The sequence below is a fragment of the Flavivirga sp. 57AJ16 genome (genome assembly GCF_028736925.1).
Classification (GTDB): domain Bacteria; phylum Bacteroidota; class Bacteroidia; order Flavobacteriales; family Flavobacteriaceae; genus Flavivirga.
In genome coordinates this window covers 16,480-35,577 of the sequence record NZ_JAQZAT010000023.1, presented here as the reverse complement: position 1 = coordinate 35,577, position 19,098 = coordinate 16,480, and the positions used below count along the sequence as shown (strand labels likewise).

General features: G+C 34.0%; 11 protein-coding genes. 2 read left to right on the top strand and 9 right to left on the bottom strand.

Translation table 11 applies throughout. The features are described from left to right. Positions 1-4: 4 nt before the first annotated feature. From PQO00_RS18860 to PQO00_RS18830, 7 genes are all read right to left on the bottom strand, one after another. The gene (locus PQO00_RS18860) at positions 5-676 is read right to left on the bottom strand and encodes an ABC transporter ATP-binding protein (protein WP_274186413.1); all 672 of its coding nucleotides are present in this window, start codon (positions 674-676) and stop codon (positions 5-7) included. Positions 677-748: 72 nt separating this feature from the next. Then, positions 749-3,136: an ABC transporter permease gene (locus tag PQO00_RS18855; protein ID WP_274186412.1), complete on the bottom strand. Its 2,388-nt coding sequence runs from the start codon at positions 3,134-3,136 to the stop codon at positions 749-751. Positions 3,137-3,146: 10 nt separating this feature from the next. Next, complete coding sequence (locus PQO00_RS18850) at positions 3,147-5,576, bottom strand: ABC transporter permease (protein WP_274186411.1); 2,430 nt, start codon at positions 5,574-5,576, stop codon at positions 3,147-3,149. 12 nt (positions 5,577-5,588) lie between these two features. Further along, complete coding sequence (locus PQO00_RS18845) at positions 5,589-7,967, bottom strand: ABC transporter permease (RefSeq protein WP_274186410.1); 2,379 nt, start codon at positions 7,965-7,967, stop codon at positions 5,589-5,591. Between the two features lie 12 nt (positions 7,968-7,979). Then, positions 7,980-10,457, bottom strand: a complete 2,478-nt coding sequence (locus PQO00_RS18840; RefSeq protein ID WP_274186409.1) for an ABC transporter permease — start codon at positions 10,455-10,457, stop codon at positions 7,980-7,982. 12 nt (positions 10,458-10,469) lie between these two features. Continuing rightward, complete coding sequence (locus PQO00_RS18835; protein ID WP_274186408.1) at positions 10,470-11,147, bottom strand: ABC transporter ATP-binding protein; 678 nt, start codon at positions 11,145-11,147, stop codon at positions 10,470-10,472. Positions 11,148-11,160: 13 nt separating this feature from the next. After that, positions 11,161-12,408 (bottom strand): efflux RND transporter periplasmic adaptor subunit, encoded by a 1,248-nt coding sequence (locus PQO00_RS18830; RefSeq protein ID WP_274186407.1) that lies wholly within the window; start codon positions 12,406-12,408, stop codon positions 11,161-11,163. Positions 12,409-12,611: 203 nt separating this feature from the next. On the opposite strand from PQO00_RS18830, the gene PQO00_RS18825 reads away from it, so the two are divergent. Further along, on the top strand, positions 12,612-13,958 hold the full coding sequence (locus PQO00_RS18825; RefSeq protein WP_274186406.1) for a sigma-54 dependent transcriptional regulator: 1,347 nt from the start codon (positions 12,612-12,614) through the stop codon (positions 13,956-13,958). Further along, complete coding sequence (locus tag PQO00_RS18820) at positions 13,948-15,330, top strand: PAS domain-containing sensor histidine kinase (RefSeq protein WP_274186405.1); 1,383 nt, start codon at positions 13,948-13,950, stop codon at positions 15,328-15,330. The genes PQO00_RS18825 and PQO00_RS18820 overlap by 11 nt, the downstream gene beginning before the upstream one ends. Before the next feature lie 166 nt (positions 15,331-15,496). On the opposite strand, the gene PQO00_RS18815 is transcribed toward PQO00_RS18820, so the two are convergent. Together PQO00_RS18815 and PQO00_RS18810 are read right to left on the bottom strand one after the other, a co-directional pair. Beyond that, entirely contained in the window at positions 15,497-17,389 is a 1,893-nt protein-coding gene (locus tag PQO00_RS18815; RefSeq protein ID WP_274186404.1) for a hypothetical protein, read from the bottom strand. 580 nt (positions 17,390-17,969) lie between these two features. Beyond that, positions 17,970-18,431 carry a GNAT family N-acetyltransferase gene (locus PQO00_RS18810; protein ID WP_274186403.1) on the bottom strand — a complete coding sequence of 154 codons (462 nt, stop codon included), beginning with the start codon at positions 18,429-18,431 and terminating at the stop codon, positions 17,970-17,972. Between the last annotated feature and the right edge of the window lie 667 nt (positions 18,432-19,098).

Below are 19,098 nucleotides of genomic sequence, written 5' to 3'. Positions count from 1 at the left end.
ATAATTAAACGGTGTTAATAATTCTTCCATCCAATAGATTAATGATTCTCGAACCATAGGTCGCATTTTTTTCAGAATGGGTCACCTGAATGATGGTGACCCCCTCATCATTTAATTGCTTAAAAAGGTTCATGATTTCCTCACCTTGCTTAGAATTAAGGTTACCTGTGGGCTCATCGGCCAGAATAAGTTTAGGATTTGAAATTAGTGCTCTTGCAATACCTACAATCTGTTGCTGTCCGCCACTTAATTGTGTAGGAAACAAGTCTTTTTTTCCAACAATATTAAATCGATCTAACATATCTGCCACCAAGGATTTGCGTTCTGATGATTTATAGTTTTTATAAAGCAGGGGCGTCTCTATATTCTCATAAACCGTTAATTCGTCTATTAAATGATAAGATTGAAAAACAAAACCTATGTACTCCTTGTATAGATTCGCTCTGTGCTTTTCTTTTAATTTATGTACAGGTTCATGAAGAAAACTGTATTCACCTTCATTAAAATCGTCCAACATTCCTATAACATTTAACAAGGTTGTTTTTCCAGATCCCGATGGTCCCATGATGGAAATAAAATCTCCTTCATTAACAGTTAGTTCTATGTCATTTAACAAGAATATTCTGTTTCCTCCGGAATTCACCCACTTAAAAAGGTCTTTTATTTGTAGTAGCATTTTGTTTATTTTTTAATTATAGATGTTATGTTTTAACATAATATTATTTTTTATGACCAATCATTAATTCCATTATTCTATTTTTAAACTTTTTATAGGGTTTGCCCTAGCTATTTTTATTGCTTGTAGGCTTACGGTCAATAGTGTCATAGCAACAGCCCCTATTCCTGATATAGCAAAAACCTTCCAAGATATTTCTGTTCGATATTCATAATTATTTAACCAATGAGTTGCCCCGTAATAAGCTAGAGGAACAGCTATGATAATTGCAAGGGCTATAAGCATTATAAAATCTTTAGATAGCAGCTTCCATAGGGTAAACACCGAAGCGCCAACCACTTTACGAATACCTATTTCTTTGGTGCGCTGCTCTACAATAAAAGAGGTCAATCCAAAAAGCCCCAGACAACTAATAAAAATGGCAAAAAATGTAAATACGGTCGATAGTTTTCTTATCCGTTCTTCCGCAACAAACTTTTTAGCGAAAGCATCACCCACAAATTGATACTCAAATGGCACATTAGGAATGTATTTATTAAAAACAGTTTTTACCGCTGCCAACGATTCGTTTGCACTTTTATATGGATTGAGCTTTAATTCTATCCAATTCGTGTTATTATACTTTATCATGTAAACGGCTTGTTTTACAGGTTCAAAAGGAGATTCTGCCAATATATTTTTTACTACGCCAATAACTTGATGTTCTTGATTATTCCATCTTATTGTTTTACCTATGGGGTTTTTTATCCCCATATATTTTACAGCTGCTTCATTGAGAATGAATGCTGTGGAATCTGTTGAAAATGTTCTGGAAAAATCGCGTCCTTCTACAAGATCCCATCCTACAGTATTTCCATAATCATGAGACACACAAACAGTTACTATATTGGTTAAAAAATTCGGATCTTTTCCTTCCCATTCAAATCCGCCACCACTAGACCATACATCGGTTAATGGGCTTGAGGATTCGGACATCTCTGCAATGGCCCCACTGTTTAAAAGTTCACTCCGTAAAGTATTGTATTTACCTTCATAATCTTCTGTAACCTTTTCAATCATTACCAGTCTATTCTTTTCATAGCCTATAGGTCTATTTTTAGAATGGTCAATTTGTTTTTTCACCACAATGGTTCCTATAACAAGTATAACAGACACCGTAAATTGAACAATCACTAGTGTTTTACGAAATGTCATAGCCATTTTGCCAGCTTTAAAAGTGCCTTTTAAAACCTTTACAGGACGAAAAGAGGATAAGTAAAATGCTGGGTAACTGCCAGCAATAATACTTGTAACCAATATAAACCCAACATTAATTAGCCAAAACAACATGTTTTTATAAGGAAATATAATTTGTTTATCTGCCAATTGATTAAATGCAGGTATTGCTAAAAAAACAAGATTAACTGCAAGTATAAATGCCAATACAACCACTAAAAAAGATTCACTTAAAAACTGATTTATCAGTTGACGTTTAGAAGAACCTATAGACTTAAGGACTCCCACTTCCTTGGCACGTTTTTCTGATTGTGCCGTGCTTAAATTCATAAAATTAATACAGGCTAAAAGCAATACAAAAAGACCTATCACACCAAATAACCAAACATACTGTATAAATCCACCAATATTAACACCATTTTTCCAATTGGATCTTAGATGCCAATCTTTCATAGGGTGCAATACTAATTCTGGATGGCTTCTGCTATAATCAGGTAAATTGTTGTAAATGGCATCTTTAATTTTTGCATTTACTAATGTCATATCTGTACCATCAGCAATTTGCACAAACAATTGGTAAGAATTATTATCCCATAGGTTGTTGTCACGGGCATATCGTACCCAATCATGGGAAGTTACATATAATTCCCAAGGCGCAATAAACTCTAAGCCATGAAACCTTGCATTAAATGGGATATCTTGATATACACCTGTTACAACTACATTCAAAAGATTATTAACTTTTATAAACTTTCCAATAGGATTAATATCATCAAAAAATGCTTTTGCTGTAGACTGCGAAATAACAACAGAATTAGGTTTTTTAAGTCCGCCCCAATCCCCATACATCATTTTTAAGGATAACATCCTAAGAGCATCAGGCTCCATAAAGCCTCCGTACATAGAAAGGCTTTTGTTATCTATAGATAGAATATTATCGCCATGGAAAGAACTCATTACGACATAATCAAAACTATCACCATATTTTTTTCTTATTTCTTCTCCAAGAGGAAAAGGAATTGGGGTGCGTGTTCGTGTTTCACCATTAGCCGTTCTATTCAACAGCACATGAGCAATCCGATCATAGTTCTCATGATTTTGGTTATAAGTAACTTCGTCATTTATCCATAACCCTATAAGGATAACCACCGCCATTCCTAAAGCTAGACCAATAATATTGATAATGGAAAGCCCTTTGTTCTTAACAAGGTTTCGCCATGCGATTTTGAAATGATTTCTAAGCATAATCTTTTATTTATTCATCTTTTAAAGATTGTACGGGGTTTACAATAGCAGCATTAATCGTTTTAATACTAATTGAAAACACAACCAATCCCATAATTAAAACTATAGGGAGCACAAACAGCCACCAGTTTAGCTCTATTCGAAAAGCAAAATTTTCTAACCATTTTGTTGCTATTAAATAGGTAATAGGGATACCTATAAGCATTGCTAAAAAAACCATTTTTATGAAGTTTTTAGAGAGCAACACCAAAATGTTTAATATACTAGCCCCTATAACTTTTCTAATACCAATTTCTTTTTTCCGCTTTAAAACGGTAAATGAGGCTAAACCAAATAAACCTAAGCAAGCAATTAAAATGGCAAATCCCGTAAGCACACTAAACACATCTTGAAATTGCTTATCGGCCTTATACTGTTTATCATATTCGTTATCCATAAAAAAGTATGAGAATGGGGCCGTTGGAAAAACAGATTTATAAACAGCCTCTATTTGAGCAATTTGTTCTTTAGGGTCTGTGTTATTAAATTTAATACTGGCAAACCCCTGAAACTGGTCAAAATATCTATGAATAATTGGTATATGTGCAGATTTAGCCGATTCTTGATGATAATTTTTAAGCACTCCTTTTATGGTCCATTCACTCCCCCAAAACTTCAACTTTCTACCTATGGCCTCCTTGGTTTCAGGAATTCCCCATAAACGAATGGCTTCTTCGTTAACGATGACCTCTCTCTTATCTGGATGGCTTGTCTCGTCAAAATTATTGCCTTCAATTAGTGTCATCCCCATTACAGGGATATAATTGGCATCAATTGTGGTTAAATAAAAATTATAATTATGATCTTCAATTATTTCTGAAAGGTTGATTCCCGTAGTTGTACTCATTTGACTTGCCATTTGCCCAGGTACAGAACCTGAAAGCGCAACCGATTTTACTGAAGCATTTGCCAATAATTCTTGTTTAAATACGCTATAATTCTTACGTTCGGTATTTTGAGTAGGGGCACTTACAACCACCGTTTGATTCGTATTTACACCTAAATCTATATTTTGAAGAAACTCTAATTGCTTATTAATGGTAAAGATCTGAATGAGCAAAATAATAGTCATTGAAAATTGAAAAACGACTAAAGATTTGCGAAACAACACACCTTGTGTTGAGTGTGTAAACTTTCCTTTTAATACAGAGGATGGTTTAAATGAAGACAGCACTAATGCAGGATACAATCCTGAAAACAATACACCCAATAAAATAAAAGCGCCGAGTATTATCCAAAAAAACACAGCTCCAAAAATGCTGAAATCTGCCGGCAATCCAGCCACCTCAATAAATTTAGTTTTTGAAACTAAAATCAAAGTTATGGCAAAGATTCCCGCAGCGACATTAATAAGAAGTGATTCAATCAAAAATTGAATTCTTAACTGTGTCCTTGTCGACCCAACCACTTTTCGAATACCAACTTCTTTAGCCCTGTCCAAAGCTTTAGAGGTCGCCAGATTAATATAATTTACAAAAGCACTAATAATAACCAAAAACGCTACGCCCAATAAGAAAAATACCGAAGAAGCTTTCCCATTGGGTTCGGTTTCAAAAGTTTTATGTGAGTATAGGTGGATTTTACCAATTTTTTGACCAATAAATCTTGCCTTTTTAAAACCCTTTTCTTCCTTTAAACGTTTATTAAACTCTTTAAATGACGTTGTAAAATCATCATAATTTACATTAGGAGCCAATAATATGTAGGTTAATGTATTGTTCCCGCCCCAATTATCTTCTTCTTCTCCATACTCCCCTTGCAATGCCTTATCAGATAACATGGTAGGATAAGAAATAAGCATATTAAACTTTAAATGGGTATTGGGGGGGCTATCTGCAACTACGCCAACAATATTCAATAATACCAATCCTTGCGATAGAGGTATTTCCAGCATCTCGCCTACAACATCTTTTTTACCAAAGTATTTAAGCGCTGTGCTCTCTGTTAAAACAGCTTGGTTGGGTTGTTTAAAAATATCCTTTTTTACACCATACAATAAAGGGCAAGTGAACATATCAAAAAAAGCATTATCTACGGCAAACAGTTTATCTAATATAAAATGCTCATTTTCAATGGAGATATTAACCGTGGGCTCTCCCAAAGGATAAACTCTAGTAAAATTTTCGACCTCTGGCAATTCTGTAGTTACTAGAGGTCCCAAAGGCGGATTAGTTTCACAATCTTGCTCTGCCACAGTCTCACCATCCATATAATCGGTGGTTAAACGTACTAGTCTATCCGCATTTACATGCGTATTTTCATAACTGAACTCAAACCTAACATACTGAACGATAAGTAGTGTAATAGCAAAACCTGTCGCTAAGCCTAGTAAGTTAATAAATGTAAAGCTCTTGTCTTTTTTAAAATTACGCCACGCGATTTTAAAATAATTTTTGATCATGATGTTTTATATTTATTCTGTTCTTAATGCATCTACTGGATTTGAAATTGCTACTTTAATAGCCTGAAAACCTACTGTTATTAAAGCAATAAGCATAGCCATAACTCCAGCAGCAAGAAACACCCACCAACTGACAGTCGTTCGATAGGCAAAATCCATTAACCATTCTTGCATAAAAAACCAAGAAACAGGTGTGGCTACGAAAAAAGAAATGGCCACTAATTTTAAAAAATCACGAGATAATAAATTTAAAATGCTAGATACAGATGCACCCATAATTTTACGAATCCCTATTTCTTTAGTTCGCTGTATTGTAGTATATGAAGCCAAACCAAGCAGCCCTAGACAGGATAGAAAAATTGCCAGTAAGGCAAAATTTAAGAACAATTTGCCAAATTGTTCTTCGCTTTTGTATTGGCGACCAAAAAACTCATCTAGAAAATAATAACTAAAAGGTTTGTTTGGAATGATTTTTTCCCATTGATTTTCAACAGCTGCCATAGTTGAAGCAAGATTAGAGGTAGAGATATTTATGGACAAATAATCACCTCGATCTGGATTGATACGCATGCTCAATGGCTTTATTGGTTTTTTTAATGACTGAAAATGAAAGTCTTTAATAACACCAATGATTTTTCCTTCATGCCCCCATTGTTTAAAACGTTTTCCTATAGCTTGTTCTGGAGAACTATATCCAAACATTTTTACTGCGGCTTCATTAAGCACCATTGCCTGTGTGGTGTCTGTTTTAAATTCACGCGAAAAAGGTCTTCCAGCAGCTAATTGAATATTAAATAAAGAAATGTAATCGAAATCTACGAAATATAAATCAAGGTTCGCTACTTGTAAATCCCCTTTTATATTTTCTATTTCTGAATATGCTATTAAATTGCCCGTTCCTGGAACACTTGATGACAAAGAGGCGTTTTTAATATTTGACAAACTAGATGTAGCCTGTTTTAGTACATCCCTATTTTTATCGCTATTGGTATCAAGAACAAGAATCTGGTCTTTTTTGAACCCTAAATCACGATTATTCATATAGCTCATTTGTGAATAAACTACAATGGTTCCAATAATTAATGCAATTGAAATAGTAAACTGCGATATCACAAGACCCTTTCGTAAAAAATTGCCTTTTGCTCCAGTAGTAAACCTCCCTTTTAAAACTGTGGTTGGCTTAAATGAAGAAAGTATTAAAGCTGGATAAATTCCTGCTAATAACCCTATCCCAGTAGCTGCCAAAAAAAGTAATAGTATGTAAAGAGGAATCTCAAAAATTCCTTGGCTAATTGTTTTCCCCGCTAATTGATTAAATGATGGTAATAATAGTGATGTAACGACTAATGTCAATAAAAAAGCGATAAGGCAAATTAAAACAGATTCTCCAATAAATTGTCTAGCCAATTGAGATTTTGCAGCCCCAACTACTTTTCTAATTCCTACTTCTTTTGCCCGTTCTGAAGATCTAGCTGTTGTAAGGTTTATAAAGTTCATACATGCAATTAGCAATATTAGCATAGCAACTATTGAGAAAACATATACGTTTTTAATATTTCCGGTAACAAAACCTCCACGATCTGATTTGAGGTAAACATCTTTTAACGGTTCTAACAAAAGTGTTGGAAACATTTGTGATTTATTCATTTCTTTGCCACTCCACTTTTCAAGAAATGCTGGAAATTTACTTTCAAGATGCTTTGCATTTGTATCGGGTTTAAGTAAGAGGTAGGCAAAAGGCCCATAATTGCCCCATTGATCATTTACACCTTCAGCAAACTTTTTTGTAATAGTTGTCATAGATATTACTACATCACCCTGTATTTGAGAGTTTACTGGTATATCTTCCATAATACCGGTAACCGTTGATGGAAAAGCATCGTCGGTGATTAGAATGGTCTGCCCAATAGGATCATTATCACCGAAATATTTTTTTGCTGAAGTTTCAGATAACACAATACTAAAAGGTTCTTTTAAAACTGTGAGCGGGTTCCCTTTTAGCAATTTATAATCAAAAACAGTGAAAAAATCTGCATCTGCCCACAAGGATTCTGTTTCGTTGAACGTTAAATTGTCTTTTTTAAAAAGTATAATATCACTAAGAACACGAACCGCAGCTGCAACTTCAGGAAATTCAGTTATGTGGGGAGGAACGGCCCAAGACGGTCCCTTCCCATTAATTGTTTCTGTTGGAGTTTTAATATCGGCAACAACCCTAAAAATACGATCCTTCTTTAAATGAAAGTTGTCATAGCTTAATTCAAAGTTTACATATGAAAAAATTAGAAAACAAGCAGTCATGCCAACACTCAAACCAAAAATATTAATAAAAGAATACACCTTATTCTTTTTAAGATTTCGCCACGCGATTTTAAAATAATTCCGTATCATAACTATTAAAATTTATTCATTCCTTAAATAATTGGCAGGTTTAACCAAAGTCACTCTTAAAGATTCTGGTAAAACCGAAATAAGCGCCACAACTGTTACCAATAACAAGGGCGCAATAAACATCCATAGATTCATGCTAACTCGAAACGCATAATTGGTAAGCCATTCTGATGCTATAAAGTGGGTAACAGGAATAGCTATTAAACCTGATACAAAAACCAAAACCAATAAACTTTTTGGGATCAAAAACAATACATGTGGTTTGCTGGCACCTAAAACTTTTCGAACACAAAGCTCTTTGGTTCTTCGCATGGCCATATATGAGCCTAATCCAAACAACCCTAGAGTAGCAATAAATATGGCGAGTATGGCAAACAGATTACATATTTTACTGAATTTTAAATCTGCTTGATACTGCTTGTTAAAATGCTCTTCGAGAAAGAAATAGTTGAAAGGGTCTAATGGAAAAAAGCTTTCAAACTTATTCTCTATAATGGCTATAGTGCTCTGAATATCTGATGTATTTAAGTTAATGGTTAAATAACTCGAAGCAAAAAAGTCAAAATAAAAGAACACAATGGGGTCAAAATCATTTCTTAAAGATTCTTGATGGTAGTCGTCCATAACCCCTATAATTTCAACCCTATGCTCTTTACCGTCCCTATCAACAATAATTTGTTTGCCAAGGGCTTCTTCAATGGTTAAAAATCCTATTTTTTTCGACGCAGCTTTATTAATCATAATTTTACCTTTTCCTTTTTCTTGAGAACCATTATAATCATATAAGGATTTATCGGCTAACCTAAAGTTCCTACCTGTCAGTAATTTAATCTTATAAGTTTCTAAAAAATCATGATTTATGCTTAATTGGCTACATCTAACACCTTCTCCTTTTCTTATATGAAGTTGCCTAGCTGTATTATATTTGGTGATTTTTCTTCCTGGTATTTCATCTGTAGTGGCAATACTATTTATTTTCGGATTTCGCAAAAGCTCGTTTTTAAATGCCATCATTTTATGAGTTATCGTGGTGTCTATTATTGTAGGCGCATTAACAATAAGATTATGCTCTACATCATATCCCAGCTCTTGGTCTTGCATAAACGAAAACTGACTATTTACAATAAATGTACCTGCTATTAATGCAATAGATATAGAGAACTGTGCTACAACCAGTATTTTTCGCATTAAAACACCTTGACCGGATTGGTGAAATTTTCCTTTTAATACTTGGATGGGCTTAAAACCCGAAAGTATAAAAGCAGGATAAGCACCTGCTAAAATGCCACCTAGTAGTACTAATCCAATTAATTGAATCCAAATGTGATAGTCTAGCCACATATCCATTGATAATATATTTAGCCCTACCAATTGATTAAATGGTTTTATAAGTAGGCTCACTAAAAGGATTGCAATAAGAGTTGCTAAAAAATTAATTATTACCGATTCAAAAAGAAATTGTCCTATCAAAGCTTTTTTAGAAATACCTACTACTTTTTTCAAACCTACCTCCATAGCACGTTCTACAGATTTGGCGGTAGATAGGTTGATAAAATTTATTAAGGCGATAAGTATCACAAAGAGCCCTATTATTCTAAGAAAATTTAAGGTGCCTTCACTAGCATTTGCTTCTATTTCATTTCGAAGGTGAGATTTTAAGTGAATGTCTTTGACGGGTTGTAATTCAAACTTGGTCTTAAAATTATATTCCTCCATAATCTCGCTCAAATATTTATTTGTAAATGAAGGAAATTTACTCTCAAGTACTTTAGGATCGGTACCAGGTTTTAGGCGCACGTAATTATAAAATTCAGGCCAAACCCAAGTTGTGTCCGTATTTGGGCTTAAAGTGGAGAAAGAAACAAGTATATCAAACTTTAAATGTGTATTGTCTGGAAGTTTTTCAAATACGCCCAAAATTTTTATAGGCATATTATTATTTGCAATTAAATTTTTATTTATAGGATCTTCATTCCCAAAAAATCGTTTCGCAACTTCCTCTGATATGATAATAGAATTTGGCTCTTTTAAGGCCACATCAGGATCTCCTTTTAAGAGATTCACTCTAAACATATTCAAAAATGCATTGTCGGCAAAATATACTTTATCATCATTTACATTCGATTTTATTCTTGTTCCGTTATTCCTAGTATATGAGAGCACAAAAGCTCTACGCATAACAATTGGCCTTTCTACCAATCGCGCAAAACTCTCTACTTCGGTAAAATCCTGCTTAAGAGCAGGGCCGACCGCTGGGTGATTAGCTGCAACACCTACAAAGTCTTTCCTACCATAAGTATGGTTATAAGTTACTCGGTATAAATTATCTACTTGCGGGTGATAATTATCATAATTAGACTCAAAGTTCACATACTGGGTAATTAGCATATATGCTGTAATACCTATAGCCAATCCCAGTACATTAATTGCTGTGAAAAGTCTATTCTTAAGAAAAACCCTTAATGTTATTTTAAAATAATTTCGTAGCATTTGTTAAAGCATTTAAACTAAACTATTCTCTGTCACTTTTTGTCCATCCAACATGCGAATAATACGATGGCTGTATTTGGCATCATGTTCACTATGTGTTACCATAATTATAGTCGTGCCCTGGTCATTTAATTCGGTTAACAATTCCATGACCTCATTACCATTACTACTATCCAGGTTTCCTGTAGGCTCATCGGCAAGTATTAATTTAGGATCATTAACTACGGCTCTGGCAACAGCGACTCTTTGCTGTTGCCCACCAGAAAGTTGTTGCGGAAAATGTTTTCGCCTGTGCATAATCTGCATTTTTTCAAGTACAGCTTCTACCTTTTTTTTACGTTCTGCTTTTTTTACACCGGTATATATTAAAGGAAGCTCAACATTTTCAAAAACCGTAAGTTGATCTATCAAATTAAAACTTTGAAATACAAATCCGATATTATGCTTCCGGATGCTGGCCCTTTTACGTTCGTTATAATTAATAACCTCTTCTCCGTTAAAAATAAAACTACCACCATCAGAGTCGTCCAACATTCCCAAAATATTAAGCAACGTAGATTTACCACAACCAGATGGTCCCATAACAGCAATAAACTCACCTTGCTTGACTTCAAAAGACAATTTGTTTAAAGCAATGGTTTGTAGCTCTTCTGTCTTATAATATTTTTCTAAATCTTTAATCTTAATCATAATATGTATCTGTTTATTTTAATACCAATTCTTGTTTATCGCCATAATTATCATAGCTCGATGTTATAACTTTATCACCAGATTTCAGTCCTTCTAATACCTCATAATATTCTGTGTTTTCCGATCCAAGTCTAATATCCACTCTATGGGCAGTGGTCCCATCTTCATTTAATTTAAAGATCCAATTGCCTCCCGTTTGCTGAAAAAAACCGCCTTTGGGAACAAGAAGTGCCTGCTTTTCTTCACTTAAGGCCAAACGTATCTGTAATGATTGCCCACGACGAATTCCTTCTACTTTTTCTTTAAAGAGCATATCGACCTGAAATCTGCCACTGGTAACTTGGGTGAACACTTTTTTAATAACCAAGCTGTACTTATTACTACTAAAAAAAAATGTTCCGCGCTGTCCTGTATATATTCTGGAAATATAGTGTTCGTCAATATCTGCACGTACTTTAAATCCGCTTAAAACATCTATTTGCCCTAAGCGTTCGCCCTTATTTTTAGACTGCCCTATTTCGGCATCCAATGAGGTTAATTGGCCATCGACAGGGGCTTTTACGACCAAGTCCCCTACCTTTTTTCGCATGAGTTTTAAAGCGCTTTGGGTTCTAGCAAATGAACTTTCTGCTTGACTGGCTTCTTGTCTAGTAGAGATGCTATCTTGCTTTAAAATTTCTTGAGCAAGTTCCATTTGTTGTTTCTGGTAGTTATAATTATTCTCCGATTCTTGAAACTCCTGACGTCCAATAGCCTTTTGCTCATATAACTTTTTATTAAGTTGATATATTCTATTTGCTTCTATAAGCGAATTCTCAACATCGGTCATTCTGGTTAATTTGTTAATGGTATTTTGGCGGGCAGCATTTTGAGAGATTTGCATCTGAGTCAATAAATTATAAACCGCTGTTTCTTGATTGACCAAACTCAATTCTAAATCTGTGTTCGATAATCTGAGAATGGGTTCGCCTTGCTTCATTATAGCCCCATCCTCTACAAATATTTCATCTACACGTCCGCCTTCAAGAGCATCTAAATATATCGTGGTGATGGGCAATACATTTCCAGTAACCGGGATATTTTCCTGAAAGACACCTTCTTTAATCTCACTAACAGAAATGCGCTCTTTATCTACATTTAGCTTTGAGCTTCCCCCTGTGGATACCGCTACAAAAATGATTAATGCAACCAAAAGGAGGACTCCAACCACTATACTTATCTTTTTCTTATCAAACCGTTTCTTTTCTAAAGGGATATCCATATAATTAACATGTTTACGCTTTTATATAGACATTATTATGCCGTTTTATAAAAAACTACAAATCAATAATTTAAACAAAAACAAACTTATTAAAGTGTTCGAAAATGATACAATCATGTTCGATAATAAAACACTTCTACCCTACCGAATATTTATACTTTAATAATTTTTAATGAGCATATTAATATTGTAATATTGTAATTATGTTGTTAAAAAACGCTAACATATTAGTTGTAGATGACGATGACGATGTGCTAACTGCCATACGATTACTGTTAAAATCTAAAGTAAAAGATGTTATTGTAGAGAAAAACCCGGGCAACATAGTGTCTTTGATCCAGAAGACTAAATTCGATCTTATTATTCTTGATATGAATTTTAACGGGCTTATAAATACAGGAAACGAAGGTATTTATTGGCTCAATAAAATTAAGGAGATCAATAAAGAAGTATACATTGTTTTAATAACGGCCTATGGGGATCTGGATTTGGCCATCCGGTCCCTAAAAGAAGGCGCTTCAGATTTTTTAGTGAAACCATGGGAAAACAGCAAACTCATAGAGTCGCTTACCGATATTTTAAATAAGAAAAAATCACACAAATCAAAAAAGACAGGCGCTTCCATTACAAGAACCGAAATTTTGGGTGAAAGTCATGTTATGAACGATACTTTTTTGAAGATAAAAAAAATTGCCCCTACCGATGCCAATATTTTAATTCTAGGTGAAAATGGGACTGGTAAAGATCTTATTGCGAAAGCTATACATAATAATTCGTTACGAAAAAACAAGCCCTTTATTAAAGTCGATGTCGGATCGTTAACAGCATCATTATTTGAAAGTGAACTGTTTGGTTACAAAAAAGGGGCTTTTACAGATGCAAAAAACGATCGGTCCGGAAGGTTTGAAGCAGCAGATGGTGGTACCCTTTTTTTAGATGAAATAGGGAATATTAGCCTGCAACAACAAGCAAAACTTTTAACTGTTTTGCAAAATAGAAAGGTAACTCCGTTAGGCTCTAACAAATCCATAGATATTAATATTAGACTTATTTGTGCAACAAATTTAAGTATAGAATTTCTTGCCAACGAAGCTAATTTTAGAAAAGACCTTATTTATAGGATAAACACCGTAGAAATTATGGTGCCTCCTTTAAGAGACCGAGGTAACGATGTTATTTTACTGGCCAAACATTTTATTAAGCTATATGCTGAAAAGTATCTAAAACCCAGCTTTAAGTTGGATAATGGTTTTATTAACAAACTAAAGCTTTATTATTTTCCCGGTAATGTTCGAGAACTTCAATATGCCTTAGAACGGGCAGTGATTATGGCAGACAACGATTGTCTATATGAAGAGGACCTGGTATTTTCTCCTATAGAAAAAATAGGAAATAACATTGGTACTACCGATTTAAAACTTGAAACCATTGAGAAAAATGCCATTTTAAAGGTTATTGAAAAGAACCATGGTAACATTTCCAAATCTGCAAAAGAATTAGGAATTACAAGGACAGCACTTTATAGAAGATTAAACAAGTATGGTTTATAGGAAATATAAATTAGTTCTGGTCATTAGGGTTATCGCTTTATTTTTTACACTAACAGCCTTAGCGTTTGCAATAAACATGCTTGACTTTCAAAATAGCACACAAGTTAGTGTAGCCATACTAATTCCCATTTTAATTACTTTATATTATGCCTTTAGGGGACTTTATAAATTTATATTTAGACGATTTTATGAAATGGACGATTTTTTTGAATCTGTAAAATACAGGGATTTTTCACGCTGGTTTAATGAAAAATCCGGAACGGAAGATCTTAGGGAATTACATAAAGGCTTTAATGAGGTTAATAAAACAGTACATGAGATCAATAAAGAAAAGGAAGCCCAGCATTTATACCTAAAAAAAATACTCGAATTAATTAACACAGGTATTATTGCTTATCATATAGACTCTGGGGAGGTTTTATGGATTAATGATTCATTTAAAAAAAATTTAAATGTTCCTTCATTAAAAAACGTTCAATTTGTAAAAAAAAGGAAGCCAGATTTATTTAATTCCGTTTTCGTAAAAAATCACACCAATGAAAATAGTATGACTATAGAAATCGAGAATGAAAAAACACCCCTATTAATTGCGAGTTCTATTTTTCAGATAAAAGAACAGTCATATAAACTTATAGTACTACAAAATATTGAAAACACACTTACTCAAAATGAATCTAAAGCTTGGAAGAAATTATTAAGTGTAATGACTCATGAAATAATGAATTCCATTGCACCAATAACATCATTAGCAGAAACTTTACAATCTAAAGTCCAGCAATCTATAGAAGATCCAGAAAATCATCAAATAGATATAAACGATTTAAATACTGGTATTGAAAGCATTAAAAAAAGAAGCGAGGGCCTATTAAAATTTGCAAAAACCTACCGAAGCTTAAATAAAATCACCAAGCTTAATCTAAGTAAGATCGCTGTGATTGAATTATTCGAAAATATAAAAACCTTGATGCTTCCTTCACTTGCGAATAAAAATATGGCGTTACATTTTGAAATTGAAAATCCAAATCTCCAAATAGAAATGGATGTCTATTTAATTGAGCAGGTGTTAATCAATTTAATACTTAATTCGATTGAAGCTTGTAAAGAAATCGAGTCTCCAAAAATTATATTATCTGCAGAAAAGAACATTAATGGTCAACCAGTTATAAAAATTAAGGATAATGGCAAGGGAATTCCAAATGAAATAATTGATGATGTATTTATTCCCTTTTTCAGTACTAAAAAATCCGGAAGCGGTATTGGATTAAGCTTGTGCAAACAAATTATGCTTTTACATAAAAGCAAAATTCAGATCAAAAGTGTAGAGAAAAAAGGGACCATAGCAAGCCTAATCTTTATCCCAAACAACAACTGAAAAAAAGGAAACCCTTGAAAAAGGAATTGAATTAATTAAATTTACTCAATAAAACCCATCAAGTTTTTATAATAAATTATTATTACCGTCACACTAGATCTAAAACTGGAACTGGACAACAAGATCATGCCAATTGGGATTGGTCCATTTAGCAGAAGAAATAATATTAATCAAGACATTTTAACTTATCAATAAAAAACTCTTTATAATCTATATCTGTAATATTAAAAGTACCCTTTGTTCCTTTTAACAATATCGATTTAATGGGAGACTTTTTTAAATGTATTATTTTCGATTGAGAAAGGTTTCCTTTAAATAAAAACTCGCCACATTCCATATTCCATGTGTGGTAAAACGTTATGGTCTGATTATTTTCAAGTTCAACCTTTACAGATGATCGATTATTAGAAAAATAACTAACGCAACCTAAATCTTTTGGAGAGTTAAAAAACACACTTGTTTTTTGCCCATATTTATATAATTCGATGGTTAAATCATCACTTATCGAATAAGGGTCGGTTCTTATATAAATCTTTTTATAAAACTCATCATATCTGTGTATCGCATAATGACATGTGTTTCTAAATTTAATCCTTTCTGTATTAGTGTTTTCGTTTACTTCTGCTTTTTTATTCTTTGCTGCTGCCAACACGGCTTGCTGGCGTTTGGCTTCTTCCCTAGCCTTATCAATTAAGCCCTGAATCCTTTGTTTTTCAATTAGCTCAGCTGCTTCCTTAGCCCTATTAATTGAATCCTGAACCCTTTGCCTTTCCTTTAACTCAGCAGCTTGCCTTTTGGCTTTTGCCAGTAGCTCCTGTTGGCGTTTCGCTGCTTCCTCGGCCCTGTTAATCGAGTCCTGAATCCTTTGCTTTTCCTTTAACTCGGCTGCCTGCTGTTTAGCTTTTGCCAATAGCTCCTGTTGGCGTTTCGCTGCTTCCTCGGCCCTGTTAATCGAGTCCTGAACCCTTTGTTTTTCCTTTAACCCGGCTGCCTGCTGTTTAGCTTTTGCCAATAGCTCCTGTTGGCGTTTCGCTGCTTCCTCGTCCCTGTTTATAGAGTCCTGAACCCTTTGCTTTTCCTTTAACTCGGCTGCCTGCTGTTTAGCTTGCGCCAATAGCTCCTGTTGGCGTTTCGCCGTTTCCTCGGCCCTGTTTATAGAGTCCTGAACCCTTTGTTTTTCCTTTAACTCGGCTGCCTGCTGTTTAGCTTTTGCCAATAGCTCCTGTTGGCGTTTCGCCGTTTCCTCGGCCCTGTTTATAGAGTCCTGAACCCTTTGCTTTTCCTTTAACTCGGCTGCCTGCTGTTTAGCTTGCGCCAATAGCTCCTGTTGGCGTTTCGCCGTTTCCTCGGCCCTGTTTATAGAGTCCTGAACCCTTTGCTTTTCCTTTAACTCGGCTGCCTGCTGTTTAGCTTTTGCCAATAGCTCCTGTTGATGTTTCGCCGTTTCCTCGGCCCTGTTTATAGAGTCCTGAACCCTTTGCTTTTCCTTTAACCCGGCTGCCTGCTGTTTAGCTTTTGCCAATAGTTCCTGCTGGCGTTTCGCCGTTTCCTCGGCCCTGTTTATAGAGTCCTGAACCCTTTGCTTTTCCTTTAACCCGGCTGCCTGCTGTTTAGCTTTTGCCAATAGTTCCTGCTGGCGTTTCGCTGCTTCCCTCGCTTTAATAATAGAATCTTGGATACGCTCTTTTTCTTCCCTCTTTCTTATTACCTCCCTTATCTTTTTCTTTCTTTTTTCATCTTCCGCAATAGCTTTCTTTAATTCTTTTTCTTCATTGGCGAAATATAGATCCATCATTTCCTCATTAATCGATAAAAAATCAGAGTTTACATAACCTACCCGCTCTTTATAGATTATTTTATATATATTCTTCCCCAAATAACCAGTAACAATACATTTTTCATGCGCTTTAAATTGAGCCAAAGGCTGAGAAAATTCCTTAAAACTTTTATACATACTACCATCCTCAAGAAATTTTGTAGGGATAGCTACTTCTTGTGAAAAAATATTATTTGATAGTATAAAACAAATAATTAAAAAAGAAAATTTAATCTCATTCATTGGTATAACGTGTAAATATAATAACCAATTAAACCAATAGCCAAAGAAAAAGACTAAATATTTCCTAGTCTGATTAAACAAGGATATTCCACCATTAATTTTGTAGAAGAAACTTTTAAGTAATACCGATTATTATTTAAAATGAGCTATAAATAATTTGAATTATATTTTGTTCTGATATGATAGAAAATTCAATCATAGCCTTTGTTCAATGTCATTAAGTTAAGGCCGTAATGTCAGTCTGAGCGCAGTCGAAGACCAATTGGAGTTCTAGTTTTATTAGCATTTCGACTGCGCTCAATGTGACAAAAAGGGGCAAATTTCCTTAACTTAATGACATTGAGCCTTTGTTATGGTTTTATACCCAGTCAAGCTGAGCTCATGTTTTATATTGAAATATGAGCAAAATTGTAATCGAAGAAGATTCATGAACTCCTATTTATCAAATTAGATCTGTGAGCTAAACAAATTATAGGGGTTGTTTTGAGTCATAATTGGTATAAGAACTTCTTTTTTTACCAAAGCAAAATTATAATGCAAGAACATGATAGCACAAATACTGTACTTACAAAAAAGAAGTTCAATACGTCTTACGAAGTGTAAATTTCACCTTTTCAATACCAATTGAAGTCATATATTTTCCTTGCTGTATAAAACCAAATGTCTCATATAAGGCAACGGCTGGCTTGTTTGCAAATCCAGTTTCAACAATGATTATTTCTGAATGATGCAATGCTACAGCAAAATCTAAAAGTTTTTTGGCAATGCCTTGCCTGAAAAACAAAGGATGAACAACAAGGCTACAGATATCTGTTATATTATTTACCTTATCAATTTCAAGAACAGCAGCTAGCTCTGATGCTTTCCAAAAACCATAAAAATTGGTGGCACTGTCTTGAAAATTATTCACGCCTCTTTTTAAAGGTGGAAAATCTTGAAGTTTTACTTGAAGTAAGTCTGCTTCAATTTTATAGGATGCTTGAAAAATGCGGTATATTTCCTTAGATACCTGTTCTTTCTTGTGATTAAGTTTTTTTATCATTTAAATGCTATAAACAATACCATTGCTAGCTTAAAATTACTCATTTAATAAAAATAACCAAATATGGACGAATATGAGCCAATCCCTGCCTGCCAGAACTACGGTGTGTACTCTTCTTTAAAAAAGACACGAATGGCACAAATTTACACGAATCCAATACTTTATGGTATTGATTGAACTCTGCATGAATATGAATCCCTAGTCTATATAGGCTTGAAATCTGTCAATAGTCTGAATAATTTGTGAAAATTTGTGCCATTCGTGTCCAATCTTTTTTTGTTTTTATATCCATTTAAGTGAACTGCGGACAAAATATAGTTCCTTAAAAGATGTGGGTACACCGTAGCTACCGGAAGCAGGTTCTAGGAAATAGAAAAGTCAAGGAGAGTTTGTATATATAGCTAAGTCGATATAAAACCAATTAAAAAAATTATAGCCCTTGCATATTCACAAAAGCTATAATAAATTATTGTTAGAGTAGATGTTTCTTCTTTGGAAGCAGCTTTTACATTTTAAAATTCATTAAATGTAATAATACCAATTAACAAATAAAATAAGCCTAATAATTCGTTTCTATTGCACTTATATTTCAAGATAAAATAACCTCATAACTAAGGCTATGCTTTCATTTTCTATTTTATATAAGCACACTATAATTCAAATTATT